The following is a 26,651-nucleotide window of genomic DNA, read 5'->3' as shown; positions in this document are numbered from 1 at the left end:
AGACCACAATCATGACCACGGACATCCAAGAACAAGCCGCCGCCCCCGATGAAAACAAGATCATCGCCGAGCGCCGCGTCAAGCTGGCCGCCCTGCGCGAACAAGGCATCGCTTTCCCGAACGATTTCCGCCCTGAACACAAGGCGGCCGATCTGCATGCCCAATACGGCACGAAGACGCGCGAAGAACTGGAAGCCGAACCTGTCGCCGTGGTGCTGGCAGGGCGCATGATGCTCAAGCGCGAAGCGGGCAAGAAAGCCGCATTCGCCACCTTGCAGGATGCCTCGGGCCCGAAAGCCGACGGCCGCATCCAGATCTACGCGACATTGGACCTGACCGGCGAAGCGGCCATGGCCGCGCTGCACCACTACGACCTGGGCGATATCCTGGGCGTGACGGGCACCCTGTTCAAGACCAAGACCGACGAACTGACCATCAAGGTGTCGGAACTGCGCCTGATCACCAAGTCGCTGCGTCCGCTGCCGGACAAATTCCACGGCCTGGCCGACCAGGAAACCAAGTACCGCCAGCGCTACGTCGACCTGATCATGAACGAAGAGACGCGCCGCACCTTCAAGGCCCGTACCGCCGCCATCTCGTCGATCCGCCGCTTCATGGAAAAGAACGAATTCATGGAAGTGGAAACGCCGATGCTGCACACGATTCCCGGTGGCGCGGCGGCCAAGCCGTTCGTCACCCACCACAATGCGCTGGACATGGAAATGTACCTGCGCATCGCGCCCGAGCTGTACCTGAAGCGCCTGGTGGTGGGCGGCTTTGACCGCGTGTTCGAGATCAACCGCAACTTCCGCAACGAAGGCGTGTCGATCCGTCACAATCCTGAATTCACGATGATGGAATTCTACGCGGCCTATACCGACTACAAATGGTTGATGGACTTCACCGAAGCGGTGATCCGCCAGGCTGCCATCGACGCCCACGGCACCGCCACCCTGACCTACGGCGGGCGCGAACTGGACCTGGCAAAACCATTCCACCGCCTGACCATCGTTGGCGCCATCAACAAATACGCGCCGCACTACACCGCGGAGCAATTGAACGACGCGGCCTTCATCAAGGAAGAGCTGAAGAAATTCGGCGTGAAACCGTTCGCCACCGCCGGCCTGGGCGCACTGCAACTGGCGCTGTTCGAAGAAACGGCTGAAGCCCAGCTGTGGGAACCGACGTATATCATCGACTATCCGGTCGAAGTGTCGCCACTGGCGCGCGCCTCCGACACGGTGGCCGGCATCACCGAGCGCTTCGAGCTGTTCATGGTCGGCCGCGAAATCGCCAATGGCTTTTCCGAGCTGAACGACGCCGAAGACCAGTCGGCCCGTTTCCTGGCGCAAGTGGCCGCCAAGGACGCCGGCGATGAAGAGGCGATGTTCTACGACGCCGACTACATCCGCGCGCTCGAATACGGCATGCCGCCAGCCGGCGGCTGCGGCATCGGCATCGACCGCCTGATGATGATCATCACGGACTCGCCGAATATCCGTGACGTCTTGCTGTTCCCTCACCTGCGCCGCGAAGAATAATGATGAACACCTGAAAAATCTACTGCGCGTCGCGATTTGCGGCCTGCGATGCTCACTGTGCTATAGCACAGCTGCGCTTCTTAGCCGCAACTCCCATCCGCTCGCTACGATTTTTCAGGTGTTCGATACTTCACTGCAAAAAAGCCGCCTGATCTTGCGATCAGGCGGCTTTTTTTTACACCAACAGCAATATCCGGATGATCGGGTTTATTGAATCACCGTATAGCACGGAACATACGCCGTACCCGCCAGCTTCATGCGGTGCTGCGCCACGAACGAGGCCAGCAGTGCATCCATCGGCCCCATGATGGCCTTGTCGCCGTGGATCTCGAAGTTGCCGTATTTTTCGATCGAGCGGATGCCATCGTCCTTGACGTTGCCGGCCACCACGCCCGAGAACGCGCGACGCAACTGGGCCGCCAGCAAATGCGTGGCCTGGTTTTTGTGCAGGCTCAGGTTGCGCATGTTTTCATGCGTTGGGTGGAAAGGCTTCTGGAATTCGTGGTCAATTTTCAGCAGCCAGTTGAAATAATAGGCGTCGCTGTGCGCCTTGCGGAATTCGCGCACCTGCTTGATGCCTTCGAGCATTTCGCGCGCCACCAGTTCCGGGTCGTCGATAATGATCTTGTAGCGCTGCTGCGCTTCCGGTCCCAGGGTGTCGTGGATGAACTGGTTGATCTGCACGAAGTACTCTCGCGAGGTTTCCGGGCCCGTGAAAATCAGCGGGAAAGGAATCTCGGCGTTTTCCGGGTGCAGCAGGATGCCCAGGATATACAAAATCTCCTCGGCCGTGCCGGCGCCGCCCGGGAACACGACGATGCCATGGCCGGCGCGCACGAACGCTTCCAGGCGTTTTTCGATATCGGGCATGATCACCAGGTCGTTGACGATGGGGTTCGGCGATTCAGCGGCGATAATGCCAGGCTCGGTGATGCCCAGGTAGCGGCCGTTGTGCAGGCGCTGCTTGGCGTGGCCGATGGTGGCGCCCTTCATCGGACCCTTCATCGCGCCCGGGCCGCAGCCGGTACAGATATCGAGGCCGCGCAGGCCCAGCTGGTAGCCCACTTCCTTCGAATAATTGTATTCGGCACGGTTGATCGAATGGCCGCCCCAGCACACCACCAGGTTCGGGTTGAGCTGGGTCTGCAGCACATTGGCATTGCGCAGGATATGGAACACGGCGTCGGTCACGCCTTCCGTGCTGTGCAAGTCGAATTTCGGATTGCCCGTCACTTCGTCGCTGACAAAGATAATATCGCGCAGCACGGCAAACAGATGCTCGTGGATGCCCTTGATCATCTTGCCGTCGACAAAGGCGATCACCGGCGCGCCCTTGATGTCGAGCTTGATGCCGCGCTCGCGCTGGATAATGGAAATATCGAACGATTCATAGCGCTCGAGCAAGGCGCGGCCATCATCGATGGTGCTGCCGCAGTTCAGTACCGCCAGCGCGCAGCGGCGGAAAGTGTTGTACAGGCCGCCCTGGCTGGTGTCGAGCAATTTGTTGACTTCGGTCTTGGAGAGCACGTCCAGGCGGCCTTCCGGTGAAACCAGAGCATCGATAACGTCGTGTTCCATAATGCGAAAAATCCCTTTAAAAATCGATCCTCGGATGTGTTGCAGCACCAATATACGACAAGTCGGGCCGCTTGTGCTGCACCTTGAAAAAAACCGCGCCCTGCCTGCTTGCCCGCAACCGGTTTGACCAATATGAAACAGTCATTCTTGCTAATGCAAATCGAAATCTTCGCTCAGCGCAATTTGTAGATTAGAATGCCTGCCTATTGGAATTCCCGTGTGCCTGGTACTTCACAAGAGTGCCAGCCGTGCGGTATTCCATATGGTTGTTTTATCGATTGACTATAATAATTTTCAGGAGGAACCGCATGAGCGGTGCGACTACGCCCAACAAGGAAGCCGTAATTCCCGAGTTCAAGCAGATCATGGGCCACCCTAGCCCACTGTGGATGTTGTTCATGACTGAATTCTGGGAACGTTTCGCGTTCTACGGAGTTCGCTGGGCGCTGGTCCTGTATATCGTTGCCCAATTCCATGGCGGCGATGCATCGGGACAGGCTGCGGCCAACCTTACCTATGGTTCCTTCCTCGCGCTGGTGTACGCCGGCGCCCTGTTCGGCGGCTATATCGCCGACCGCGTGATCGGTTACCAGCGCTCGATCCTGCTGGGCGCCGTCTTCATGGCTGCCGGCCTGTTCTGCATCGCCGTACCCAACCAGGACATCTTCAACCTGGGCCTGGCCACCATGATCGTCGGCAATGGCATGTTCAAGCCGAACATCTCGACCATGGTCGGCAAGCTGTACACGACTGCCGATCCGCGCCGCGACAGCGGCTTCACGATCTTCTACATGGGCATCAACATGGGCGCGATGGTCGCTCCGGTGTTTACCCAATGGCTGGCTGAATCGATCTTTGGCACGGGCGGCATGCCGTCGTACAAAGTCGTATTCATGGCGGCCGGCTTCGGCATGCTGATCAGCCTGGTATGGTTTTATATCGGCCGCAACGCACTCAAGGGCATCGGCGCACCGGAAGCGCAGGCGGCCAATCCGATGCGCGTGGTCTGGGTGGCGCTCGGTTGCCTGTGCGTGATCCCCGTGATGTACTTCCTGCTGACCGTTGGCGCCGCCAACCTGCAGATCGTGCTGACCGTTCTGTTTGTTGGCCTGGCCATCATGCTGATGATCGAAGGCATCCGCAACGGCAAGGTCGCCCGCGACAAGACCATCGCCATGCTGGTGATTTTCGCCTTCAATATTTTGTTCTGGATGTTCTTCGAGCAGGCTGGCAGCTCGTTTACCTTCCTGGCTGAAAACATCGTCAATCGCAACCTGGGCTTCTGGACCTTCCCGACCGCCTACTTCCAGACCGTCAATTCGGTGGCCATCATCGTCTTCGCGCCGATCATCGCCGCAGTCTGGGTATTCCTGGCGCGCCACAACGTCAACCCATCGATCCCGCGCAAGTTCGGCCTGGGCTTGCTGGGTAATGCGGCCGCCTTCGGCCTGCTGATCTTCGCGCTGTCGAGCCTGGTTGGCGCCGACAACAAGATCCCGTTCTGGACCCTGTTCATGGTCTACGTGATCCAGTCGATCGGCGAGCTGTGCCTGTCGCCTATCGGCCTGTCGATGGTCACCAAGCTGGCGCCAGTACGCCTGGTCGGCATGGGCATGGGCGGCTGGTTCCTGTCGACCGGTATCGGCAACAACCTGTCGGGCATCTTCGCCAGCCACGTCAGCGGCGACAGCGGCATGTCGGTACCGTCGGCCCTGGCCGGCTACACCTTCGGCTTCTGGTCCCTGCTGGGCGCCGGCGTGGTGCTGTTCCTGATCGCACCGCTGATCAACAAGCTGATGCACGGCGTGAAATAATCGCGCCGTGTATCACCAGGACGGCGGCCTGCGGGCCGCCGTTTTTTTTCGCCTGCCCGGTCTCAATGCTGGGCGATACTGCCGCGCCAGGCGCCGGTTTCCTTGCCCCGGCTTTCCAGCATGTCCTTGAAGCGCTGCAAGTTGCCACGCGCCTCGAGCCGCACCGCGCCCAATGCATCGCCCAGCTGTTCGATCATGCCCTCCGGCTTGTAGTCCATTTTCAGGATGATGCGCGTGGCGTTATCGGATATCTTCTGGAAACGCACCTCGCCATTGTTGCGGACGCCGCTGGTGCTGCGCCAGGCGATGCACTGGTCGGGTACCTGCCTGGTGATTTCGGCGTCCCATTCCTTTTCCTTGCCGGCCACATCAGCCCGCCAATGCAGGTGCTTGTCGTCAATCTGGCGCAGTTCGTGCACGCTTTCCATAAACTGCGGAAAATCCTCGAACTGTGTCCATTGATTGTAAGCGGCGCTCAAGGGCACATTGACCTCGATCGACTCCTCCACCGACGAATTGCTGCCTGAGCCGCCCCCGCCGCGGCCTTGCGTTTTTTTCAGTTGCTGCGACAACAGGATGCCACCCGCGGCAAGCGCGGCGACAGTCACGATCCGATTCAGCATGGTTGACCTCCTTGGTGATGAAAAAGCGTTACGTACCATCCCTGAGCACCTTTCAAGATGCTCAAGCTGTCTGGGTTATGACTTTCGCCATGCGTATTAGTTCGGCAATAAGCGGTTTTTTTGCCCGGTCCGGCGCCCGCGCCCATGCCGGGCGGTACAATACCGCCAACTCACCCCACCCAGAAGAAAGCCATGTCCAGCATCTCCACCACCTCGCCCCTCTCCGATGATGAATACGCCGAGCTCGATATCCTGCTGGCCAGGCCCGAACTTGAAGGACGGGCGATGGACGTGTCGATGCTGGAAGGCCTGATTACTGCTGCCGCCCTGAGTCCGAACCAACTTTCCAGCACGCAATGGCTGCCATGGATCTGGGACAAGGCTGCCGGCAACACCGCTGCCACTCTGGCGCCGGCCGACATGACACGCGCCGAAACGCTGGCGCAGCGCCATTTTGAGTATATGGTCGAATGGCTGGCCAAGGACCCGGACAGCTTCGAGCCGATCTACGTATGCGGCCCCGAATGGAGCGTGTCCGGCTGGTGCGCCGGCTTCGTGCTCGGCACCACGCTGGACAAACCGCAGTGGGCTGCCCTGGGCGTCAGCCACCCCGAATACGTGGCGCCGTTCAGGCACCTGGCCAGCGCCACCGAACTCGACGACGAAGCGGCCGAGGAAGCCATGGACGCGGTGATTCCTTCGGTAATCGCCATCAATGCCGCCTGGGCGCGCCAGCGCCACCTGAAAAGCCAGGCTCACAGCCAGGCCGGCAGCACGGTACTGCGAGAAGTGCCGAAGACGGGCCGCAACGACCCCTGTCACTGCGGCAGCGGCAAGAAATACAAGAAATGCTGCGCCGCTGCCGACGGCATGTAAACGGTGCAAGCCAGCTGGCCAACTAAAATGTTCCATGCGCCATTTTTGTGACAATGTGTGAGTATTGATACTTTGCACCTGTGTATAGTAAAAGATTGTTGAAATGCAACAATAATCATCTTTTTATTACGACAGGAATCCCATGGAAGAGCGCACTTTTTTTGAACAAGGCGATGTCAAGGTCACCAATGCCCGCTTCATCAGCCACGGCCAGACCTACGCGATGCGCAACGTGACCTCGGTCAAGCCGTTCGAGCAGAAACCGCCGCGTGCCCTAGGCGTGATCGCTGCCTTGGTCGGCTTGGGCATCATGGCAAGCGGGAACTTCATGTTCGGCGTGATGGCGCTGGCGGCCGGCTTGGCGGTCCTGTTCCTGATCAAGCCGGTCTACCATGTGCTGCTGGCCACGTCCTCGGGTGAAACGCGGGCCCTCAAAACCAAGGACCGCGCCTACGTCAACCAGGTAATCCAGGCGATCAACGACGCCATGGTGCACCGCGCCTGAGCGGCGACGTCAGCGCAAGCGCTGCAACCGCGCCGCTGCTGTAGAATCGGGGAATGCTCCATGTGGAGCGTTCCCCGAACCATTTTCAGGCGCCGCCGCCATCCGTCGACCATTGCGCACTATTCTCTCTTCCCTGCTGCGCTTTCTCGGACGCCACCTGTTTCAGTTCCTGCTGTTCGTCGCCCTGCTCGCCACCGGCCACGCACTGCTGGAACAGGCTCGGCAGCTCAAGGCAGACCAGGTTCGGCTCGATGCCATGCGCGGTGCCGAGCGCCAGGCCGGCGAGGCAAGGCAAACGCTGGGCATGGCTGCGCAAGCGCGCATCAACCGCCTGCGGCGTGCCTCGGACGACGCCATCCTGGCCCGCCTGGCCCAGATCGACCTGGAGCTGCGGCAAGACCCTCCCTCTTTTTCCTTCGGTCTGGCGCTGTCCGATACAGCCGGGCTGGGCAACGCCATTGCCGGGCAAGCGCAACACCGTATCGAGATCGAACTGCTGAAACAGGAACGGGCTTACCTGCAAGCGCTGCGCGCAGCGCTGGGCGCGGAAAACGCCCGCCAGGCGCTGGCGCGCTTGCATCACGAACACCAGCGCGCTTATCAGTTGCTGATGGACAACCTGGTACGGCAACAGCGGCTAAGGCAGGCCCATCCATTGCAAATTTACCTGCCGGGCAGCGCCGAGCAGGCGGCGATGGCCGCCCTGCAAAAGGACGAAACCGGCTTGCGGGCCGCCAATCTCGATGCCTACCGGCGCCATGCGGCACAGCAGGCACGCATCCTGGCGATACCCGCCGGCACCACTCCCGGCCCATTCCAGCCCGATCAGCAACGCCTCGACGCCACGCTGCAGGACCTGGCCGGGGAAACCGCCCGGCTCGATGACAAGCTGCGCAACAACATTTGGCGCACCGCGCGCCAATTGCTGTCGGACTACGGACCAACGGCCGCCCTGCTGGTGCTGTCCGCCATCCTGACACCGCTCGCCATCAAGGCCTTTTTTTACTTCGTGCTGGCGCCGCTGGCATCGCGCCTGAAACCGCTGTCGATTGCGCACGAACTACGACTGAAAAGCACCAGCGGCGCGCTGACAATGGCGGAACAATCGCGCATCTCCGGCGTGTCGCAAGCCTTGCTTCTCGCACCGGGCGACACCATGCTGATCCACCCGGCCTACCTGCAATCGTCGCCAGTCGGCACCCGCAAACACACGCAGTGGCTGCTGGACTGGTCTTACCCATTGACCAGTCTGGCCGCCGGCATGGCGGCGCTGACGCGCATCACCAGTACGCAGAGCGCGTCGGTGACGCTGTCGGCCAGCGACGACCCGCTGATGGAAGTGGCGGTGCTGCACCTGCCGCCAGGCGCGGCGCTGGTGTTCCAGCCGCGCGGGTTGGTGGGACTGATCTTTCATGGCACGCAAAAGCCCGTCATCAGCAGCCACTGGCGCCTGGCCAGCCTGCATGCCTGGCTGACCTTGCAACTGCGCTTTATCGTGTTTCGCGGCCCGGTCACTTTGATCGTGCGCGGCACGCGCGGCGTGCGCATGGAGCAGGCCAGCGCCGGCCGCAGCATCAGCCAGGCCGCCACCCTGGGCTTTTCCACCGATGTGCTGTACTCCACCACGCGCAGTGAAACCTTTATCCCCTACCTGCGCGGCCAGCAGGCGCTGCTCAACGACCGTTTCGATGGCGACGGCATCTACCTGTACGAAGAAACCCCGCGCCATGGCAAGCAGCCGGGCAAGGCCGGCAGCTGGTTCGAGGGACTTGCAGACGCGGTATTGAAGGTGTTCGGCATATAGCCAGCTACCCTCGCGGGCGAAAAAAAGCCGCCCGTTTTTATCGGGGCGGCTTTCGGGGAAAGCAGGGAAATCAATCCTGCACGCCATCCTTTTTCTTCTCGCGCGCCACCACATACAGCAGCACGATGATCACCGCATACGGCAGCAGCGACAGCGCGTCCGAGCTGGTGCCGGCATAGAACGGATTGCCATGCTCTGCCCAGTCGGCCATCATCTGGTCGAAGTGGGTCAGCACGCCCGCCGTAATGGCGATGATGATGCCGGCCAGCGCGCCGCCGGCGATATAGCCGGAAGCGAGCAGCACGCCCGAACTGCGGTCGCCCGCCAGCTGGCGCTCTTCCTCGTTCAGGCTCGCGTTATGTTCGAGCTGGTTGTTGCGGCGGTCGGCCAGCCAGCGGATCACGCCGCCGACAAAGATCGGCAGGGTCGACGACAGCGGCAGATACACGCCGACCGAGAACGCCAGCGAGGCGATGCCGGCCATTTCCAGCACCACCGCGATCATCACGCCGAACAGCACCAGGGTCCATGGCAGCTGCTGGTCGAGGATTCCCTTGATGATGTAGGACATCAGCACGGCTTTCGGTGCATCGTATTTCTTCACTTCCGTGCCATCCGGGCGCTTGTTGTACTGGCCGTTGATGCCCGGGTCGACCAGGTAGGCCAGCTGGCCGTCGTCCTTGACGAAATACTTGCCGGCAGGGCCGCCAACGGTATCGGTCTTTTGCCAGACTTTATAGGTATTGTGGTCCGTTTCGGCTTGCGGGCCTTGCAGCACGCCTGTCACCGTCAGTTTCGACGCATCGACGCTCAAGCCAGGCGCGACCTGCGCGGCCGGCACGTAGACGGTGCTGGCGTCGTTCAGTTTCAGCAGGATCGGTCCCAGGATCAGTGCCGACGACAGCGCGCCCGCCAAAATCGCATACTGTTGCAGGCGCGGCGTGGCGCCTACCAGGTAGCCGGTTTTCAGGTCCTGCGAGGTGGTGCCGGCATTGCTGGCGGCGATGCAGACGATGGCGCCGACCGACAAGGCGGTGACGTAGTAGCGCCCGCCCGTCCAGCCCATCAGCAAAAAGATCAGACACGTAAACAACAAGGTAGCGACCGCCATGCCCGAAATCGGGTTCGACGAGGAACCGATTTCGCCGGTCAGGCGCGACGACACGGTGGCGAATAGAAAGCCAAACACCAGGATCAACAGCGCACCGAGCAAATTCATGTGCAGCGGCGTGGCAAAGGTGATCACGGCGATGATCGCCAGGCAGCCGATCATCACCCATTTCAAGGGAATATCCTGCTCGGTGCGCAAGGTCGAACTGGCCTTGCTGCCCTTGCCGATGCCGGCCAGGCCGGCCGACAGGCTGCGCCAGATCATCGGCATCGCGCGCACCAGGGAAATCAGGCCACCGGCGGCCACTGCGCCGGCGCCGATATACAGCACATAGGCGCTGCGGATATCGTCGGCGCCCATCGCGCTGATCAACTTGGTGCCCGGCGACAGCACGGTGGTGAGATTGTCGCCGAAGAATTTGATCATCGGGATCAGCAGCAAGTAAGACAGCACGCCGCCGGCCGCCATGGTGGCGGCGATGCGCGGGCCGATGATGTAGCCGACACCGAGCAGCTCGGGTGAAATCTCGGCGCCGATCGAACCGGCCTTCAGCGGTGCGCCGAATTCCACGCCCGGCGTATCCTTCCAGCCCTTGAACGAGATATTGAATACTTTATACAGCAGGCCAACGGCGAAGCCGCCGAAGATGATCTTGGCGCGGCGCTTGGCGTCTTTCGCGGCGGCCGAATCGGACTCGATGCTCTCGCCGGCGGCAATGCGCGATTCATCGGTGGCGGCCGCTTTCAGCACCTCGGCGCAGGCCGTGCCTTCGGGGAATTTGAGTTCCTTGTGCTGGTCGACGATCATGGTGCGGCGCATCGGGATCATCATCAGGATGCCCAGCAGGCCACCCAGAATACCGACCAGCATGACGCGCGAAATCTCCAGGTCGAAGCCCAGTATCAGGATTGCCGGCATCGTCACGCCCAGGCCGAAGGCCAGCGATTCGCCGGCCGAGCCGGCGGTCTGCGTGATGCTGTTTTCCAGGATCGACGAATCCTTGCCGCCCACCTTCTTGGCCAGGCCGAACAGGGTGATCGCGATCACGGCGACGGGAATCGAGGCGCTGACGGTCAGGCCCACCTTGAGCACCAGGTACAGCGACGACGCGCCAAATACCATGCCCAGGATGACGCCCATCAGCAAGGCGCGGAAAGTCATCTCGGGGAGCTGCGCGTCGGCCGGAATATACGGTTTGACCACGCCCGGGTTTGCATCTTTCGCCATAGGTTCCTCGTTATCTATAAACCAAAACAGCCCGGATTGGCGCCCGGGCTATTTTCTTGAAGCCGTGACTATCGCACAGCCGCGTTTCCATGAAAAGGTTTTTTGCGTCCATGTCCAGGCAGGCGGCTGGCGAGGCGCTTGGTCTATAATCGCTGCCACCGTGCCCTTGCACGCTCACACGAGACTGTCTTGACTGCTAACCGATCCGGCTTCCCCTGGCCATCCCGCCGCGCCGTGGTGCGCGGCCTGCTCCTCACCGGCTGCGCCGCCCTGGCCTGCGCCATCGGGCTGGCCGCCTACCTGTTCCTGTATGTGAAACCGCGCCTGCCCGCGCTCGACGTGATTACCAACTACGAGCCGAAGATACCGCTGCGCGTCTACACGGCCGACAATGTGCTGATCGGCGAATTCGGCGAAGAACACCGCGACTTCGTGCCGATCGCTCAGGTGCCGGAAATGATGAAGAAGGCCCTGATGGCGATTGAGGACAGCCGCTTCTACGAACACAATGGCATCGACTTCGTGCGCGTCGGCGGCGCCATGATGTCGAACCTGCGCCACGGCTTTGGCCACGGCGGCGGCTCGACCCTGACCATGCAGGTGGCGCGCAATTTCTTCCTCACGCGCGACAAGGTCGCCTCGCGTAAACTCAATGAGGTCATGCTGGCGCTGAAGATCGAAGCGGCCCTGTCGAAGGACCAGATTCTCGAGCTGTACATGAACCAGGTCTACCTGGGCCAGCGCTCGTTCGGCTTTGGCAGCGCGGCGCAGACCTATTTCGGCAAGCCGCTCGGTGAACTGACGATCGCCGAGATGGCGATGCTGGCCGGCCTGCCGCAAAACCCGTCGCGCCATAATCCGATCAGCAACCCGAAGCGGGCCCACGCGCGCCAGCAGCTGGTATTGAAGCGCATGCGCGAGCTCGATTACATCAGCGACGGCCAGTACCAGCAGGCTCTTAAACAGCCACTGCGCTACAACACGCGCGGCAGCCAGGGTTTCGACACGCACGCCGAATACGTGGCCGAACTGGCGCGCCAGGCGGTGTTTGCGCAGTACAAGGAAGACAGTTACACCAAGGGCATCAGCGTCTACACCACCATTTTGAAAGCCGACCAGGACGCGGCCTATGCCTCCACCCGCCGCAACGTGATCGCCTACGACCAGCGCCATGGCTATCGCGGCCCTGAAACTTTCATAGAACTGCCGGCTGAAGCGGAACTGCGCGACGACGCCATCGACGCGGCGCTGCAAAAGCGCCCCGACAGCGATGGCCTGATCGCCGCCGTGGTCACCGAGGTCGAAAATGGCAAGGTGACGGCCGACACCGGCGACGGCGAAGCGAAAGTCATCACGGGAGCCGGCCTGCGCTTTGCCGCCCCTGCGCTGTCCGCCAAGGCGGCCGCCGGCATCAAGCTGCGCCCGGGCGCCGTGATCAGGGTCAGCAAGGACGCGAAAGACAACTGGGCTATCACGCAAGTGCCGCTGGTGGCCGCCGCCTTTGTCTCGCTCGACGCCGACACCGGCGCCTACCACGCCATGGTGGGCGGCTTCGACTACAACCTGCAAAAGTTCAACCACGTCACGCAAGCGTGGCGCCAGCCCGGTTCGGCCATGAAGCCGTTTGTGTATTCGGCGGCGCTGGAAAAAGGCTTTTCGCCGGCCACCCTGATCAATGACGTACCGCTGGAGTTGCCGGCCGGCGGCAAGATCTGGTCGCCGCAGAATGACGACTTCAAGTTCGACGGCCCGATCACCATGCGCTATGCTCTGGCACAGTCGAAGAACGTGGCGTCGGTGCGCATCCTGCGCGCGCTCGGCGTATCGTACACCCACGACTTCATGGAAAAATTCGGTTTTGACCCGGCGCGCCAGCCGAACAACCTGACCATGGCGCTCGGTACCGGTTCGGTCACGCCGGTGCAGATGGCCGGCGCCTATGCACTGTTTGCCAATGGCGGCCACCAGGTCGAACCGTACCTGATCGACCGCATCGTCGACGCCAAGGGCGTGGTGCTGATGCAGACCAGGCCACCGGCGCCCGGCGACGAAAAAACCCTGGCGCTCGACCCGCGCAACGCCTTCGTGATGGACACCATGCTGCGTGAAGTGACGCGTTCGGGCACCGGTGCGGCGGCGACAAAAAGACTGGGGCGCAGCGATATCGCCGGCAAGACCGGCACCACCAGCGATGCCGTCGACGGCTGGTTTGCCGGCTACAGCGGCGGCATCGTGGCGGTGGCATGGATGGGTTACGACGAACCGAAGTCGCTGGGCGGCCGTGAATTCGGCGCCACCCTGGCCATGCCGATCTGGATCGACTACATGCAGACGGCGCTGGCCACGCGCCCGCAAATCACGCGCGCCGTGCCGGCAGGCCTGAGCCAGGTCGACGGTGAATGGCTGTATGACGAGTTCATCGACATGAACGGCGTCCGGACGCTGGACATGGACACCGAAACGCCGACCGATCCGGCGGCGGTGCCGGAAACGGTGCCGGTGGAAACGGCGCAGTAAAGTACGCAAATACGAAAAATGGCCGGGATCGCTCCCGGCCATTTTCATTGTGCGTGCGGCTTACGCCGCCACGCTCAGATATGCCCTTACCGTGCGCACCGTGCTGTCCGCAAAATCATCGACGCTGACCTTGGCCGCGCGGTACTTCCAGCGTTTGACATACCAGTCCTGGAACAGCGCCAGGCAGTGCGAGGCGAGCATGGTCGGGTCGCCCTGCGGCTGCGGGCTGATTTCGCCGATGGTTTTTGCCAGCAAGGTCTGCACGTACAACTCCGACTGCTTGGCCATGCTGCGCTGCTCGACCTGCAGCACTCGCGAATCCATGTAGACAAAATAAAACCAGGGCTGCAGGATTTCGGACAAATAGATCGACGACCGTATCATCGCCTCTAACCGGTCGAGCGGCGACTTGACGTCGGCGAACAGCTGCGGCAAGGCTTGCGTGGCATGGCGCACCACGTCTTCGATCATCTCGGCCAATTGATCCTTGCCGGTGATATAGCCGTACAGGCCGCCCATCGACAAGCCGGTCTCGCGGCACAGGTCGCGCAAGCTCATGGCGCGGAAACCCACGTCGTTGGCCAGCCTGAAAGTGGCGCCAAAGATGCGTTCGAGGTTTTCCAACGCGGGCTTGCGGCGCTTGACGCCGATGCGGCCCGCATGGCGGTCGAGGATGTATTCCCAGATATTGACGCCATTCAAAGGCGTCATCTGCTGGAACTGCTCAAAATTGAAATGGGTCGACAAGTGCATTCCCAAAAGACGGTGTAAAAACGGCGCCGCCTGCGACTGCAACCACGGCGGGTTCGGAAATCGGCCCTGATTATAGCGCAGCAAAATCGCTGCCAGTCTTTTCAATTTGGCCACGCAAGGCAAGCGCAACATGCGAGCAACATCCGAGCAACAGCACGGTCCGTCATATTGCACTGCAATATGGAATTGACAAGCTATTGCGGCACGACAGTGCTACATTCAATAGACCGAGCGCTCGCTATATTATCTGCAACACAGATTGCGACAGATGGCGGCGCCGGTACCGCTGCAGCATCGACATTTCCTTTTAATGACTATTAAAATAACGGAGACAAAATGAAGACTCGCTTCTGGCAATTGCTGTCCACCCTCGTCCTGGCCTGCTGCATCGGCCTGCCTGCCACCGCCGGCGCCGCCGGCTATACCCAAACAAAATACCCCATCGTGCTGGTGCACGGCCTGTTCGGCTTCGACAAGCTGGGACCGGTCGAGTACTTTTACGGCGTTCCCGCCGCCCTGCGCAGCGGCGGCGCCAATGTCTACCTGACCACCGTCTCGGCCGCCAACAGCACCGAAGTGCGCGGCGAGCAGTTGCTGTCGCAGGTGCGGCAAATCCTGGCCGCCACCGGCGCGGCCAAGGTCAACCTGATCGGCCATAGCCACGGCGGCCCCACCGCGCGCTATGTCGCCTCGGTGCGACCCGACCTGGTGGCCTCGGTGACCAGCGTGGCGGGCGTCAACAAGGGTTCGAAAGTGGCCGATATCCTGGCCGGCACGATACCCAATACCAGCGGCGCGCTGGGCACCGCCCTCGCCTCGCTGATCGGCATCATTTCGGGCAACCAGGGCTTGCCGCAAAACGCCGGCGCGGCGCTGGCTTCGCTGTCGACCGCCGGTTCGCTGGCCTTCAACAGCCGCCATCCGCAGGGCGTGCCGACCACCGCCTGCGGCGAAGGCGCCTACCAGGAACGCGGCGTGTATTATTTTTCATGGAGCGGCGCGCAGCCCTACACCAACGCGCTCGACGTGGGCGATCCGGCGCTGGCGGCCATCAGCCTGGCCTTTGGCGGCGCGAAAAACGATGGCCTGGTCAGCAGCTGTTCCAGCCACCTGGGGAAAGTAATCCGCGACGACTATGCGATGAACCACCTCGATGAAGTCAACCAATTCATCGGCATCGTCAACCTGTTCGAGACTTCCCCGGTCACCGTGTTCCGCCAGCAGGCCAACCGATTGCAAGGCCTGGGCCTGTAAGGAGGCGGCCATGCGCACGCACACGACCCTGATCGCGGCCGGCGCACTGGCCGCCCTGGCGCTGTACTGGTCGCTGGCGCCCGGCGAAGCGCCGGCGGCGCCGCCACAAAAGGAAGACCCCGACCTGTTCGCGTTCGTGCGCTCGATGGAGGGCACGCGGCCCGACGGCAAGCTCGTGGCCGCCGGCGAGACGCTGGTGGTCGATGCGGAGCTGGGCCACCTGTTCGACTACTATCTGGCCGGCCTTGGCGAAAAGCCGCTCGCCGCGATCCGCAGCCAGATCGAGCTGGAACTGGAGCGGCGTCTGGCGCCGGCACCGGCGCGCGAAGCGAAGCGTTTGCTGGGGGCGTATCTGGCCTACAAGCAGGCGCTGGCCGGCATCGAGCAAGCCTTGCCGCCAGCCAAAGATGCGCCGCAAGCGGCGCAGGCCAGACTACAGGCCATGCGCGCGCTGCGCCCCACCTACTTCACGGCGCAGGAAAGCGCCGGCCTGTTCGGCCTTGATGACGCGCGCGATGACGATGCCGTGGCGCGCATGGCGCTTCTGGCCGACGACACGCTGGACGAGGCCGGGCGGCAGCACAAGCTGGCCGCGCTCGACGCAGCCCTGTCGCCAGCCCAGCGCCTGGAACGCGACGCGCCGCTGCAGGTCAGCGCGCTCGACGACGCGGTACGCGCCCTGCGCGCGCAAGGCGGCGGCGACAATGAAGTCTACCGCCTGCGCGCGGCCACTTTCACGCCCGAGGCGGCGGCCCGCCTGGCCGAACTGGACCGCGAAGAATTGCACTGGCAGCAGCGCATTGAGGCCTGGCGCGCGCAGAAAGCGGCGCTTGGGGCCGCTGCACAGGATGCGGCGCAGGTACAGCAGGTGACCAACACCATGTTCTCGCCGGACGAGCAACGCCGCCTGGGCGCCTATGAGTAGACCAGCCGGCAGGCATCACATCAGCCACTAGCTCGGCAAGCGCAGCTGCTTCCGGGCGGGCGCGCCGCTGCCGGCCGGCGGCAAACTGGCCTGCTCGTGGTTCAGGCGAAATACGCTGACCACTTCCTGCAGCCGCGCTGCCTCGCTTTGCAGTGATTGCGAAGCGGCCGCCGCTTCTTCGACCAGCGCCGCATTTTGCTGCGTGACTTCATCCATCTGCGTCACGGCGTCGCTGACCTGGCCGATACCGGTGCTCTGCTCGGCGCTGGCGGTGGTAATGTCATGCACCATGCGGCTGACCTTTTCCACTGCCACCACCACCTCGTCCATGGTGGCGCCGGCGCGCGTGACGAGCGCAGAACCTGCCGACACCTGTTCGCCGGAGGTGGCGATCAGGGCACGGATATCGCGCGCTGCCGAGGAGCTGCGCTGGGCCAGGTTACGCACTTCGGAGGCCACCACGGCAAAACCGCGTCCCTGCTCGCCGGCGCGCGCCGCTTCCACCGCCGCATTGAGGGCCAGGATATTGGTCTGGAAGGCGATACCGTCGATTACGCCGATGATCTCGGCGATCTGCGCCGACGAACTGCTGATCGCCTGCATGGTGCTGATCACCTGCCCGACCGCCTCGCCGCCACGGTTGGCGATCTGCGCCGCGGCCAACGCCAGGGTGCTCGCTTCGCGCGCGTTGTCGACGTTCTGCTGCACCGTGGAAGTCAGTTCCTCCATTGCCGACGCCGTCTCTTCGAGCGAGCTGGCCTGTTCTTCGGTACGTGAGGACAGGTCGATATTGCCGGCCGCGATCTGGGTCGAGGCGGTGGCGATGGTATCGGTGCCACTGCGTACCTGCCGCACGATCTCTTGCAGATTGCCGTTCATGGTGGACAACGCGTCGAGCAGCCGGCCCGTTTCATCGGTGGCATGGCGGCCAAAGGTGGAGCTGAGGTCGCCCGCGGCCACGGTCTGCGCCACGCCCAGCGCGTGTTGCAGCGGCCGCACGATGCTGCGCGTGACCAGCCAGGCGGTGATCATGGCAAAGAAGATGGCCGCCGCGCTCAGCGCCACCACCAGAGCACGCGCGGCCAGGTATTCCTCGCGCACCCGCTGGCCCGATTCCACCATGCGCATGTGCTGGTGCCTGATCAGGGCGTCGAGTGCGCCCATGTAGCGCAACTGATCGTCGCGCACGGTTTGCAGCAGCAAGGCACTGGCTTCATCGCGCGCGCCGTCGTTGAGCAGCGCCAGCACCTTGTCGCGTCCGACATTGAAGACACTGCGCGCACTCTTCACGGCCGTCATCAGTTCCTTGCCCTTGTCGGAGGTGACCAATTTATCCAGCTCGCCCAGCTTCTGTTCGACCACGGCGCCGGCTTTGGCGATGACATCGCGCTCCAGCGCCACCTGATCAAAATCGTACATCAGGAACAAATTGCGCGTGGTGCGCGCCACCAGGTTGACCTGGTTGATGATGTCGTTGGCCAGCACGGTTTTCGGATAGTCGAGGTCGACCACCTCGCGCATGCGCTCGTCCAGCGCGGACAGGCGCGACACACTGAGCGCGGCGGTGGCCAGCAACAGCAAGGTAAGCAGCGCGAACGACCAGCGCAGGCGCGTTCCTATATTCATATTCCCCATATTTTCACATTCTTCAAGATAAGGCGGGTCGGCCGGGAGTGGGCAAAGACAGGAGCGAGGATGGTGTGCGCCATCGCTCGCCCCAGGCGCAGGATGCCAGGCAGGCAAGCGTAATTTATCCTACCGACAATGTCGCGATTAGTGTGTACGAAATTTTAGTTAGGCAATAAAAAACGCATTTTAACAACACTCTTTTGCTGTCGGGCGACGGCCTCGTCCATCGGGCGGGGAACGACGCCGCTGGCTGCGCCGTTGATACTCGTATAAGATGGTCGGAAAGCACACATCGAAAGCACCATGGCTTATCTTATCGAACAAAAACTGGTCATTGGCGTCGCCTCGAGCGCGCTGTTCGACCTGTCCGAATCGCACCAGGTCTACCTGGACAGCGGCCCCGAGGAGTACCGCAAGTATCAGGAGGCGCACCTTGATGCCGTGCTGGGGCGCGGCGTGGCGTTTCCTTTCATCCGCCGCTTTTTGAACATCAACAAGCACCATCCGCACGAGGCGCCGGTGGAAGTGGTGCTGTTTTCGCGCAACTCGCCGGAGACGGGCCTGCGCGTGATGCACTCGATCGCCCACTACGGGCTGGACATTTCGCGCGCCGCCTTCATGACCGGAAAGTCGCCCTACCCCTACCTGCCCGCGTTCAATGCCTCGCTGTTCCTGAGCGCGAATGAAGACGACGTGCGCGGCGCGCTGGCATGCAATTTTCCTGCCGGCCTGGTGCTGCCGTCGCGCACCGAGGACGACGAAGCAGACGACGAACTGCGGGTAGCGTTCGACTTCGATGGCGTGATCGCCGACGACGAAGCGGAAACCGTCTTCAAGCGCAACAACGATGTCGACGAATTCCACGCCCATGAAACCCTGAACGTGGGCACGCCGCACCGCCCTGGGCCGCTGGCCGCCTTGTTCCAGAAACTGGCCACCATGCAACGCCTCGAAGAGCGCGCGCAAAAACGCGACCCGGCCTACAAGAAGATCCTGCGCATCGCCATCATCACCGCGCGCAACGCGCCCTCGCACGAACGGGTGGTCACCACCCTGAAAAGCTGGGGCGTGGCGGCCGACGAAACGTTTTTCCTCGGCGGCATGGACAAGTCGCGCGTACTGGCAGTGTTCAGGCCGCATATTTTTTTCGACGACCAGCTGAGCCATTTGAAGTCCAGCGGCGGCACCATTCCGATGGTGCATGTACCGTTCGGCATCGCCAATGTGCGAACGGGCGATGGTCTATAATCGTGCATGGCTTTCCAGCCGCCCCTGTCAACTGCTTCTGTCACCAGTATCATCGCCTGCATGTCCCTAGCCCTGAAAAAATCGCTCCCCAAGCCCGGCAACCGCTACGCGCTGCCGGCCCTGTATGGTTCATCCGACGCTTATGCGCTGGCGCTGGCCGCGCTCGAACTGAAGTCACGCGGCCAGATGCTGGCGGTGGTGGTGGCGCAGGCCAGCGACGGCCAGCGCCTGCTCGATGAAATCCCGTGGTTTGGCGGCAAGGAGCTGCGCTGCCATCTGCTGCCGGACTGGGAAACCCTGCCCTACGACGCGTTTTCGCCGCACCAGGACCTGGTCTCCGAACGCCTGGCCACGCTGCACGAAATCCGCAGCCGCCAGTGCGACGTGCTGATCGTGCCGGCCACCACGGCGCTGGTGCGCCTGGCGCCGCCGTCCTTTCTGGCGGCCTACACTTTCTTTTTCAAGAAGGGTGAAGTCCTCGATGAAGCGCGGCTGAAGTCGCAGCTGACCCTGGCCGGCTACAGCCATGTGTCGCAGGTGATGTCGCCCGGCGAATACTCGGTGCGCGGCGGCCTGCTCGACCTGTTCCCGATGGGGTCAGCTTTGCCCTACCGGCTCGACCTGTTCGGCGACACCATCGAGACCATCCGCACGTTTGACGCCGACACCCAGCGCTCGCTGTACCCGGTACATGAAGTACGCCTGCTGCCGGGCCGCGAATTTCCGATGGATGAGGCGGCGCGCACCACCTTTCGCAGCCGCTGGCGCGAACAGTTCGAAGGCGACCCGTCGCGCTCGGTGGTCTACAAGGACATCAGCAGCGGCATCGCCTCGGCCGGCATCGAATACTATCTGCCGCTGTTTTTCGAGGAAACCGCGACCCTGTTCGACTACCTGCCACCCGACGCCTCGCTGGCCCTGGTGGGCGAGATCGACGCGGCGATCGGCCGCTTCTGGACCGACACGCAGTCGCGCTACCGCTTCCTGAAGGCCGACCGCGAACGGCCAATCCTGCCGCCCGAGTCGCTGTTCCTGGGCGACGAGCAGTTCTTTGCGCTGGCGAAACCGTATGCGCGCCTGGCGATCGCCAAGTCGAACGATGCGCTGGCGTCGGAACTGTCGGCGCCGCTGCCGAATATCGCGGTGAACCGCCGCGCCGACGACCCGCTGTCCAACCTGCGCAGCTTTTTGCTGCAACCGGGCCGCCGGGTGATGGTCTGCGCCGAATCGAACGGCCGGCGCGAAACCTTGCAGCAGTACTTTGCCGAATTCGATCTGCACCTCACGCCGGTCGAAGGCAGCGACGGCTTCCTGCAGTCCGATGCGAAACTGATGCTGGGCGTGGCGCCGCTGCATGCGGGCTTCGAGCTGTACACGGATGAAGGCAACCTGGCGTTCATCACCGAGACCGAGCTGTATGCGGGCTCGGGCCGCCGTGTCGGCAAGAAGAAACAGGAAGGCGTGACCCAAGTCGAGTCGATGGTGCGCGACCTGTCGGAGCTGAAGATCGGCGACCCGGTAGTCCACATCAACCATGGCATCGGGCGCTACATGGGCCTGACCAGCATGGACCTGGGCGAAGGCGAAACCGAATTCCTGCACCTCGAATACGCGAAAGACACCAAGCTGTATGTGCCGGTGTCGCAATTGCACGTGATCTCGCGCTACTCGGGCGCCTCACCCGAAGACGCACCGCTGCATTCGCTGGGCTCGGGCCAGTGGGAAAAAGCCAAGAAACGCGCAGCCGACCAGGTGCGCGACACGGCCGCCGAACTGCTCAACCTGTATGCGCGCCGCGCGCTGCGCCAGGGCCATGCGTTTGAATATTCATCGCACGACTACGAGCGCTTTGCCGACAGCTTCGGCTTCGACGAAACGCCGGACCAGGCCGAGGCCATCCACAACGTCATCCGCGACATGACGTCGGGCAAACCGATGGACCGCCTGGTGTGCGGCGATGTCGGTTTCGGCAAGACCGAAGTGGCGCTGCGCGCGGCCTTTATTGCCGTCATGGGCGGCAAGCAGGTGGCGATTCTGGCGCCCACCACCCTGCTGGCCGAGCAGCATGCGCAAACCTTTGCCGACCGCTTTGCCGACTGGCCGGTGCGCATCGCCGAGCTGTCGCGTTTTCGCAGCGGCAAGGAGATCACGCAGGCCTTCAAGGGCATGGCCGACGGCACGCTCGATATCATTATCGGCACCCATAAACTGCTGTCCGACGACGTGAAATTCACGCGTTTGGGGCTGGTGATCATCGACGAGGAACACAGATTCGGCGTGCGCCAGAAGGAAGCGCTGAAAGCCTTGCGCGCGGAAGTCGACGTGCTGACCCTGACCGCCACGCCGATCCCGCGCACCCTGGGCATGGCGCTCGAAGGCTTGCGCGACTTTTCGATTATCGCCACGGCGCCGCAAAAGCGCCTGGCCATCAAGACGTTTGTGCGCAGCGAAGGCGAAGCGATCATCCGCGAAGCCTGCCTGCGCGAGCTCAAACGGGGCGGCCAGATCTACTTCCTGCACAACGAGGTGGAAACCATCCAGAACCGGCTGGCCATGCTGACCGAACTGCTGCCCGAGGCGCGCATCGCCGTCGCCCACGGCCAGATGCACGAGCGCGACCTGGAAAAAGTCATGCGCGACTTCGTTGCCCAGCGCTTTAACATTTTGCTGTGCACCACCATCATCGAGACCGGTATCGACGTGCCGACCGCGAACACCATCATCATGCACCGCGCCGACAAGTTCGGCCTGGCGCAGCTGCACCAGTTGCGCGGCCGCGTGGGGCGCTCGCACCACCAGGCGTATGCCTACCTGCTGGTGCACGATGTGCAGGGCCTGACCAAACTGGCGCAGCGCCGGCTCGACGCGATCCAGCAAATGGAAGAACTGGGCAGCGGCTTCTACCTGGCCATGCACGACCTGGAAATTCGCGGTGCCGGCGAAGTGCTGGGCGAGAGCCAGTCCGGCGAAATGACCGAAATCGGCTTCCAGCTGTATTCCGACATGCTCAACGAAGCGGTGCGCTCGCTCAAGGCCGGCAAGGAACCCGACCTGGCCGCGCCGCTGGCTTCGACCACCGAGATCAACCTGCATGTGCCGGCACTGCTGCCGGCCGACTTCTGCGGTGACGTGCACGAACGCCTGTCGATCTACAAGCGCCTGGCCAACTGCGCCACGCAGGAGAAGATCGACGATATCCAGGAAGAGCTGATCGACCGTTTCGGCAAGCTGCCCGACCCGGTGAAAGCGCTGATCGAAACGCACCGCCTGCGCATTGCGGCCAAAACCGTCGGCATCGTCAAGATCGACGTGCATGGCGAAGCGGCCACTTTGCAGTTCATGGCGCAGCCGCCGATCGACCCGATGCGCATCATCGAACTGATACAGAAGAACCGCCACATCAAGCTGCATGGCCAGGACAAGCTGAAAATCAGCGCCGCCATGCCCGACCTGGCGGCGCGCGTGACGCAGATCAAGACCACCATCAAGCAATTGACCGTTTAGACTTTTACCGCAGGCTACCATGACCAATACCTCTTCCATGACCATGAATCTGATACTGCAGGGCGTCGATGGCGACCCGGCGCGCCTTGAGCGCATCGCCGCGCTGGCCGCGCCGACCGGTATCACGCGACTGGGCACGCATGCGCTGCGCTGCGAAAAAATCAGCTATTCGCAGGCGCTGCTGCCGACCATCGAAGTGGCGGCGCAGGCGGCGCAGCTGGACGCCACCTACATCATGGGCCAGCGAACGCTGAGCGAATTCAAGCTCGTCGCGATGGATATGGATTCGACCGTGATCACCATCGAATGCATCGATGAAATAGCCGACATGCAGGGCTTGAAACCGCAGGTGGCGGCGATCACGGAAGCGGCCATGCGCGGCGAACTCGATTTTGCCGCCAGCCTGACGCAGCGCGTGGCGCTGCTTGAAGGCCTGGACGCCTCGGCCCTGCAGCGTGTCTACGACGAACGCCTGAAGCTGTCGCCGGGTGCCGAGAAGATGCTGGCGGCCGTGAAGGCGGCCGGCCTGAAAACCCTGCTGGTGTCGGGCGGCTTCACCTTCTTTACCGAACGCCTGAAAGAGCGCCTGGGCCTGGATTACACGCACGCAAATGAACTGGAAATCGTCGACGGCAAGCTGACCGGCAAGGTGATTGGCGGCATTGTCGACGCTGAAGAAAAACAGCGCACCGTCGAAAGGGTGTGCAAGGAGCTGGGCATCTCGCCGTCGCAGGCGATCGTCATGGGCGACGGCGCCAACGACCTGAAAATGATGGGCATCGCCGGCCTGTCGGTGGCTTTCCGCGCCAAGCCGGTGGTACGCGCCCAAGCCGACGTGGCGCTGAACTTTGTCGGCCTCGATGGTTTGCTGAACGTCTTGTCCTGAACCACGGCGCATATTGATGGCGGCCTGATGGCGCGCGCGCACGGTTTTTAATATTCTTGCTATATTGCAAAATATCAAAACCACGCGCCATCACTTCACCATGAAAGACGCCACCATGCAGCCTTCCCTGCCGGACGATATCGAACGCCATCTGCAGCTGTTTGTCGCTGCCGCGCAAAACGCGTTTGGGCCCGATCTTGCCGCGGCCGTGCTGTTCGGCTCTGCCGCCGACGGCCAGTTGCGGGCCACCTCCGATGTCAATCTGCTGCTCCTGCTCAAGCGCTTTACGCCAGCATCGGCCGACGCGCTGCGCGGGCCTCTGCGCATGGCGCACGCCGCCATCGACCTGCAGGTGATGTTCCTGCTTGAAAGCGAACTGGCGGACGCCGCCGACGCCTTTGCCGTCAAGTTCAGCGATATCATCGCGCGCCACAGGGTGTTGCTGGGTAGCGATCCGTTCGCCAGCCTGCATACCAGTCGCGAGGCCGTGCTGCGGCGCCTGCGGCAAGTGCTGCTGAACCAGCAGCTGCGCATGCGCGAACGCTATTTGCTGCTGAGCCTGAATGAAGAACAGCTGGCCAGCGCCATCGCCGACGCCGCCGGGCCGCTGCGTTCGGCCGCCGCCTCGCTGGCACAGCTTGACGGACTGACTTCCTCGCATGGCAAGCAGGCGCTCGAAGCATTTGTCGACACGCTCGGCGACCCTGCCTTGCACACCGCCCTGGAGAGCATGTCGGCGGCGCGCGAAACGGCGCGCCTGGCGCCGGGGCTGGCCCTGCCCGCCTTTACCGGCCTGATGGTGATTACCGAACGCTTGCGCAGCCATGCGGAGCAGATGCGGTGACCGGCCCGAATCCGTTTTACTGGACCGGACCATGGTTCCTGGCAGCTTACCTGGTCTTCGGCCTTGTTGTGTACTACGGCGTGCGCGAGCTGCTGCTGCGCCAGGAACTGCGCAATCCGCATGCGCAACTAAGCCTGGCGGACGACCCGTACCGGATTGCCTTTTTGCGCGGCGGCGCGCTCGAAGCGGTAAAGGTGGCCGCCATCGTGCTGGTCGACCGCGGCCTGCTGCGCGCCGACGGGCCGCTGCTGGAAAACACCAGCGCCGACAGCCTGCGCTTTGCCAATCACGAGATCGAACGCGACGTGCTGCGGCTGTACCTGGGCCGCCAGGGCCACAGCAAGGAACTGGCGGTGCAGGCCGAGGCTTTCCCGTCCTGCCAGGCTTATGCGCAGTCGCTGACGCAGCAGGAACTGCTGGTCGGCGCGCCGCTGCTGCGCCGGCGCGAGCGCATCACCTGGGTCGCCCATTACGTGCTGCTGACGGTGGCCCTGGTCAAAGCCATCATTGCGGTCAGCACCGGCCATTACAACCTGCTGTTCCTGGCGATACTGACGGCGGTATTTTTGCTGAAACTGCGCGGCCTGCGCACCAACCCCACCAGCCTGGCCGCGCAGCGGCTGCTCAATGACCTGCGCATGCTGTTCAGCCGCCTGAACATGCGCTCGTCGCGCCTGCAAGCGGGCAACGGCAGCGCGGACATGGCGCTGCTGGCCGCCATCTTCGGCATCGGCGCCCTGCCGCTGTCCGTCTACGCGTATGTCGCCGAGCTGTACCCGGTACCGCCGCGCCAGGCGTACAGCGGCGATTCATCGTCCGGCAGTTCGGGCGATTCCTCGTCTGGCGGTGACGGCGGCGGCGACAGCGGCGGTTCGTCCTGCGGCAGCGGCTGTGGTGGCTGCGGCGGTGGTGGCGGCTGTGGCAGCTGACCGGGTTGGCCTGGGCTGGCGCGGCGAACTGGCGGCGGGCATTGTGTCCAACCTGGCGCAGATCGACGTGCTGGAAGTGATCGCCGACGATTATTACCGCGCCTCGCGCGCCAGCATTGCCGCCCTGCGCAGCCTGGCGCGCCAGGTTCCCCTCAGCCTGCATGGCGTCGGCATGGGACTGGCGTCGACGATTCCCGCCGAACCGCGCCGGCTGCATGCGATGGCGCGCCTGATGCGGCAGGTCGCAGCCGAGTCCTGGTCCGAGCACCTCAGTTTCGTGCGCGCCGGCGGGGTCGAGATCGGCCACCTGGCCGCGCCGCCACGCACGCCAGCCAGCGCAGCGGGCGCGATCGCCAATATCGCGCTGGCCACGCGCATCATCGGCAGCGCGCCGCTGATGGAAAATATCGCCACCCTGATCGAACCACCGGCCAGCACGCAGGACGAAGCCGAATGGCTGGCGCGTATCGTCGAGGGCGCGCAAGTGCCGCTGCTGCTCGACCTGCACAATCTGTATGCGAACGCCGTCAATACCGGCCAGGACCCGCAAGCACTGCTGCTGCGCTTGCCATTGGCCACGGTGGGCGCCGTGCACCTGAGTGGCGGCCACTGGATCGATGCGCCAGATGGCGGCCGGCGCCTGCTGGACGACCATCTGCACGACGTGCCGCCAGAAGTATTCGATTTGCTCGCCGTGCTGGCGCGCGCGGCGCCGCAGCCGCTGACGGTCATCCTTGAACGCGACGGCAACTACCCGTGTTTCGAGCATGTGCTGGGCCAGCTGGAGCTGGCGCGCGCAGCCTTGCGCAAGGGCCGCAGCACATGAGTTCTCCGGCGCTCGAAGCCTATCTGGCGGTGCTGTACACCGACGACGCTGCGCGCCACGCTTTCTTGCAGGAGCCACACGCACAGGCGCTGCTGCACGGCTTGTCGCCACAGGAAGCCGCGGCGATGGCGGCGATCGACCGCGTCGGCCTGCAGATGGCGGCCGCCAGTTTTCGTCACAAGCGCGCGGCGCACGCCGGCCATGCCAGACCACGCCAAAACTGGTGGCGCCGGCTGCTGGAATGCTGGCACTGAACC

General features: G+C 62.9%; 21 protein-coding genes. 15 read left to right on the top strand and 6 right to left on the bottom strand.

Annotated features, from left to right (window positions below; genetic code table 11):
* Window positions 1–11: 11 nt before the first annotated feature.
* Entirely contained in the window at window positions 12–1,541 is a 1,530-nt protein-coding gene (gene lysS, locus AC0Z42_RS01340; protein WP_485466426.1) for a lysine--tRNA ligase, read from the top strand.
* A gap of 207 nt (window positions 1,542–1,748) precedes the next feature.
* On the opposite strand, the gene ppnN is transcribed toward lysS, so the two are convergent.
* The gene (gene ppnN / locus AC0Z42_RS01335) at window positions 1,749–3,119 is read right to left on the bottom strand and encodes a nucleotide 5'-monophosphate nucleosidase PpnN (protein ID WP_485466425.1); all 1,371 of its coding nucleotides are present in this window, start codon (window positions 3,117–3,119) and stop codon (window positions 1,749–1,751) included.
* Window positions 3,120–3,427: 308 nt separating this feature from the next.
* On the opposite strand from ppnN, the gene AC0Z42_RS01330 reads away from it, so the two are divergent.
* The gene (locus tag AC0Z42_RS01330) at window positions 3,428–4,933 is read left to right on the top strand and encodes a peptide MFS transporter (RefSeq protein WP_485466424.1); all 1,506 of its coding nucleotides are present in this window, start codon (window positions 3,428–3,430) and stop codon (window positions 4,931–4,933) included.
* A gap of 62 nt (window positions 4,934–4,995) precedes the next feature.
* Here the strand turns inward: AC0Z42_RS01330 and AC0Z42_RS01325 are convergent, their stop codons facing one another.
* Window positions 4,996–5,556, bottom strand: coding sequence for an SRPBCC family protein (locus tag AC0Z42_RS01325; protein ID WP_485466423.1), 561 nt, complete (start codon window positions 5,554–5,556; stop codon window positions 4,996–4,998).
* Between the two features lie 192 nt (window positions 5,557–5,748).
* On the opposite strand from AC0Z42_RS01325, the gene AC0Z42_RS01320 reads away from it, so the two are divergent.
* Both AC0Z42_RS01320 and AC0Z42_RS01315 read left to right on the top strand, forming a co-directional pair.
* On the top strand, window positions 5,749–6,432 hold the full coding sequence (locus tag AC0Z42_RS01320; RefSeq protein ID WP_485466422.1) for a UPF0149 family protein: 684 nt from the start codon (window positions 5,749–5,751) through the stop codon (window positions 6,430–6,432).
* A 142-nt stretch (window positions 6,433–6,574) separates the two neighbouring features.
* Window positions 6,575–6,937 carry a DUF6232 family protein gene (locus AC0Z42_RS01315; protein WP_485466421.1) on the top strand — a complete coding sequence of 121 codons (363 nt, stop codon included), beginning with the start codon at window positions 6,575–6,577 and terminating at the stop codon, window positions 6,935–6,937.
* A gap of 85 nt (window positions 6,938–7,022) precedes the next feature.
* Here AC0Z42_RS01315 and AC0Z42_RS01310 read toward each other — a convergent pair whose 3' ends face one another.
* A complete protein-coding gene (locus AC0Z42_RS01310) occupies window positions 7,023–7,253 on the bottom strand; it encodes a hypothetical protein (RefSeq protein WP_485466420.1) in 231 nt (76 codons plus the stop codon).
* Between AC0Z42_RS01310 and AC0Z42_RS01305 the strand changes: the two genes are divergently transcribed.
* Window positions 7,242–8,741, top strand: a complete 1,500-nt coding sequence (locus AC0Z42_RS01305; protein ID WP_485466419.1) for a hypothetical protein — start codon at window positions 7,242–7,244, stop codon at window positions 8,739–8,741. The two genes, AC0Z42_RS01310 and AC0Z42_RS01305, sit on opposite strands and share 12 nt — an antisense overlap.
* A gap of 70 nt (window positions 8,742–8,811) precedes the next feature.
* On the opposite strand, the gene AC0Z42_RS01300 is transcribed toward AC0Z42_RS01305, so the two are convergent.
* Window positions 8,812–11,079 carry an OPT family oligopeptide transporter gene (locus AC0Z42_RS01300; RefSeq protein ID WP_485466418.1) on the bottom strand — a complete coding sequence of 756 codons (2,268 nt, stop codon included), beginning with the start codon at window positions 11,077–11,079 and terminating at the stop codon, window positions 8,812–8,814.
* A gap of 189 nt (window positions 11,080–11,268) precedes the next feature.
* On the opposite strand from AC0Z42_RS01300, the gene AC0Z42_RS01295 reads away from it, so the two are divergent.
* Entirely contained in the window at window positions 11,269–13,596 is a 2,328-nt protein-coding gene (locus AC0Z42_RS01295) for a penicillin-binding protein 1A (RefSeq protein ID WP_485466417.1), read from the top strand.
* Window positions 13,597–13,656: 60 nt separating this feature from the next.
* Here the strand turns inward: AC0Z42_RS01295 and AC0Z42_RS01290 are convergent, their stop codons facing one another.
* Window positions 13,657–14,349: a TetR/AcrR family transcriptional regulator gene (locus tag AC0Z42_RS01290; protein ID WP_485466416.1), complete on the bottom strand. Its 693-nt coding sequence runs from the start codon at window positions 14,347–14,349 to the stop codon at window positions 13,657–13,659.
* A 336-nt stretch (window positions 14,350–14,685) separates the two neighbouring features.
* On the opposite strand from AC0Z42_RS01290, the gene AC0Z42_RS01285 reads away from it, so the two are divergent.
* A complete protein-coding gene (locus AC0Z42_RS01285; RefSeq protein WP_485466415.1) occupies window positions 14,686–15,603 on the top strand; it encodes a lipase family alpha/beta hydrolase in 918 nt (305 codons plus the stop codon).
* Window positions 15,604–15,613: 10 nt separating this feature from the next.
* Window positions 15,614–16,528 carry a lipase secretion chaperone gene (locus tag AC0Z42_RS01280; RefSeq protein ID WP_485466414.1) on the top strand — a complete coding sequence of 305 codons (915 nt, stop codon included), beginning with the start codon at window positions 15,614–15,616 and terminating at the stop codon, window positions 16,526–16,528.
* A gap of 27 nt (window positions 16,529–16,555) precedes the next feature.
* Here the strand turns inward: AC0Z42_RS01280 and AC0Z42_RS01275 are convergent, their stop codons facing one another.
* Window positions 16,556–18,154 (bottom strand): methyl-accepting chemotaxis protein, encoded by a 1,599-nt coding sequence (locus tag AC0Z42_RS01275; protein ID WP_485466413.1) that lies wholly within the window; start codon window positions 18,152–18,154, stop codon window positions 16,556–16,558.
* Between the two features lie 306 nt (window positions 18,155–18,460).
* On the opposite strand from AC0Z42_RS01275, the gene AC0Z42_RS01270 reads away from it, so the two are divergent.
* The 7 genes from AC0Z42_RS01270 (at window position 18,461) to AC0Z42_RS01240 (ending at window position 26,648) form a co-directional block, all read left to right on the top strand.
* Complete coding sequence (locus tag AC0Z42_RS01270) at window positions 18,461–19,405, top strand: 5'-nucleotidase (RefSeq protein WP_485466412.1); 945 nt, start codon at window positions 18,461–18,463, stop codon at window positions 19,403–19,405.
* A gap of 60 nt (window positions 19,406–19,465) precedes the next feature.
* Entirely contained in the window at window positions 19,466–22,909 is a 3,444-nt protein-coding gene (mfd, locus tag AC0Z42_RS01265) for a transcription-repair coupling factor (protein WP_485466411.1), read from the top strand.
* A 43-nt stretch (window positions 22,910–22,952) separates the two neighbouring features.
* On the top strand, window positions 22,953–23,795 hold the full coding sequence (gene serB, locus AC0Z42_RS01260; RefSeq protein WP_485466768.1) for a phosphoserine phosphatase SerB: 843 nt from the start codon (window positions 22,953–22,955) through the stop codon (window positions 23,793–23,795).
* A 100-nt stretch (window positions 23,796–23,895) separates the two neighbouring features.
* Window positions 23,896–24,639, top strand: coding sequence for a hypothetical protein (locus AC0Z42_RS01255; RefSeq protein WP_485466410.1), 744 nt, complete (start codon window positions 23,896–23,898; stop codon window positions 24,637–24,639).
* Window positions 24,636–25,568, top strand: a complete 933-nt coding sequence (locus tag AC0Z42_RS01250) for a TIGR04222 domain-containing membrane protein (protein WP_485466409.1) — start codon at window positions 24,636–24,638, stop codon at window positions 25,566–25,568. The genes AC0Z42_RS01255 and AC0Z42_RS01250 overlap by 4 nt, the downstream gene beginning before the upstream one ends.
* Window positions 25,558–26,394: an MbnB/TglH/ChrH family RiPP precursor modification enzyme gene (locus AC0Z42_RS01245; protein ID WP_485466408.1), complete on the top strand. Its 837-nt coding sequence runs from the start codon at window positions 25,558–25,560 to the stop codon at window positions 26,392–26,394. The genes AC0Z42_RS01250 and AC0Z42_RS01245 overlap by 11 nt, the downstream gene beginning before the upstream one ends.
* Window positions 26,391–26,648, top strand: coding sequence for a hypothetical protein (locus AC0Z42_RS01240; RefSeq protein ID WP_485466407.1), 258 nt, complete (start codon window positions 26,391–26,393; stop codon window positions 26,646–26,648). The genes AC0Z42_RS01245 and AC0Z42_RS01240 overlap by 4 nt, the downstream gene beginning before the upstream one ends.
* Window positions 26,649–26,651: the final 3 nt, after the last annotated feature.

The sequence above is a fragment of the Janthinobacterium sp. 1L-D-8-B-C4 genome (assembly GCF_057291295.1).
This window is presented reverse-complemented; position numbering and strand designations above follow the sequence as displayed.

Excerpts from the sequence above, each read along its gene's own strand:
- AC0Z42_RS01330 (WP_485466424.1), top strand. The coding sequence starts at position 3,428 with ATGAGCGGTGCGACTACGCCCAACAAGGAAGCCGTAATTCCCGAGTTC.
- AC0Z42_RS01285 (WP_485466415.1), top strand. The coding sequence starts at position 14,686 with ATGAAGACTCGCTTCTGGCAATTGCTGTCCACCCTCGTCCTGGCCTGC.
- AC0Z42_RS01280 (WP_485466414.1), top strand. The coding sequence starts at position 15,614 with ATGCGCACGCACACGACCCTGATCGCGGCCGGCGCACTGGCCGCCCTG.
- lysS (WP_485466426.1), top strand. The coding sequence starts at position 12 with ATGACCACGGACATCCAAGAACAAGCCGCCGCCCCCGATGAAAACAAG.
- AC0Z42_RS01320 (WP_485466422.1), top strand. The coding sequence starts at position 5,749 with ATGTCCAGCATCTCCACCACCTCGCCCCTCTCCGATGATGAATACGCC.
- AC0Z42_RS01290 (WP_485466416.1), bottom strand. The coding sequence starts at position 14,349 with ATGCACTTGTCGACCCATTTCAATTTTGAGCAGTTCCAGCAGATGACG.
- AC0Z42_RS01315 (WP_485466421.1), top strand. The coding sequence starts at position 6,575 with ATGGAAGAGCGCACTTTTTTTGAACAAGGCGATGTCAAGGTCACCAAT.
- AC0Z42_RS01275 (WP_485466413.1), bottom strand. The coding sequence starts at position 18,154 with ATGAATATAGGAACGCGCCTGCGCTGGTCGTTCGCGCTGCTTACCTTG.
- AC0Z42_RS01305 (WP_485466419.1), top strand. The coding sequence starts at position 7,242 with ATGGCTGCGCAAGCGCGCATCAACCGCCTGCGGCGTGCCTCGGACGAC.
- AC0Z42_RS01300 (WP_485466418.1), bottom strand. The coding sequence starts at position 11,079 with ATGGCGAAAGATGCAAACCCGGGCGTGGTCAAACCGTATATTCCGGCC.
- AC0Z42_RS01240 (WP_485466407.1), top strand. The coding sequence starts at position 26,391 with ATGAGTTCTCCGGCGCTCGAAGCCTATCTGGCGGTGCTGTACACCGAC.
- ppnN (WP_485466425.1), bottom strand. The coding sequence starts at position 3,119 with ATGGAACACGACGTTATCGATGCTCTGGTTTCACCGGAAGGCCGCCTG.
- AC0Z42_RS01270 (WP_485466412.1), top strand. The coding sequence starts at position 18,461 with ATGGCTTATCTTATCGAACAAAAACTGGTCATTGGCGTCGCCTCGAGC.
- mfd (WP_485466411.1), top strand. The coding sequence starts at position 19,466 with ATGTCCCTAGCCCTGAAAAAATCGCTCCCCAAGCCCGGCAACCGCTAC.
- AC0Z42_RS01325 (WP_485466423.1), bottom strand. The coding sequence starts at position 5,556 with ATGCTGAATCGGATCGTGACTGTCGCCGCGCTTGCCGCGGGTGGCATC.
- serB (WP_485466768.1), top strand. The coding sequence starts at position 22,953 with ATGAATCTGATACTGCAGGGCGTCGATGGCGACCCGGCGCGCCTTGAG.
- AC0Z42_RS01255 (WP_485466410.1), top strand. The coding sequence starts at position 23,896 with ATGAAAGACGCCACCATGCAGCCTTCCCTGCCGGACGATATCGAACGC.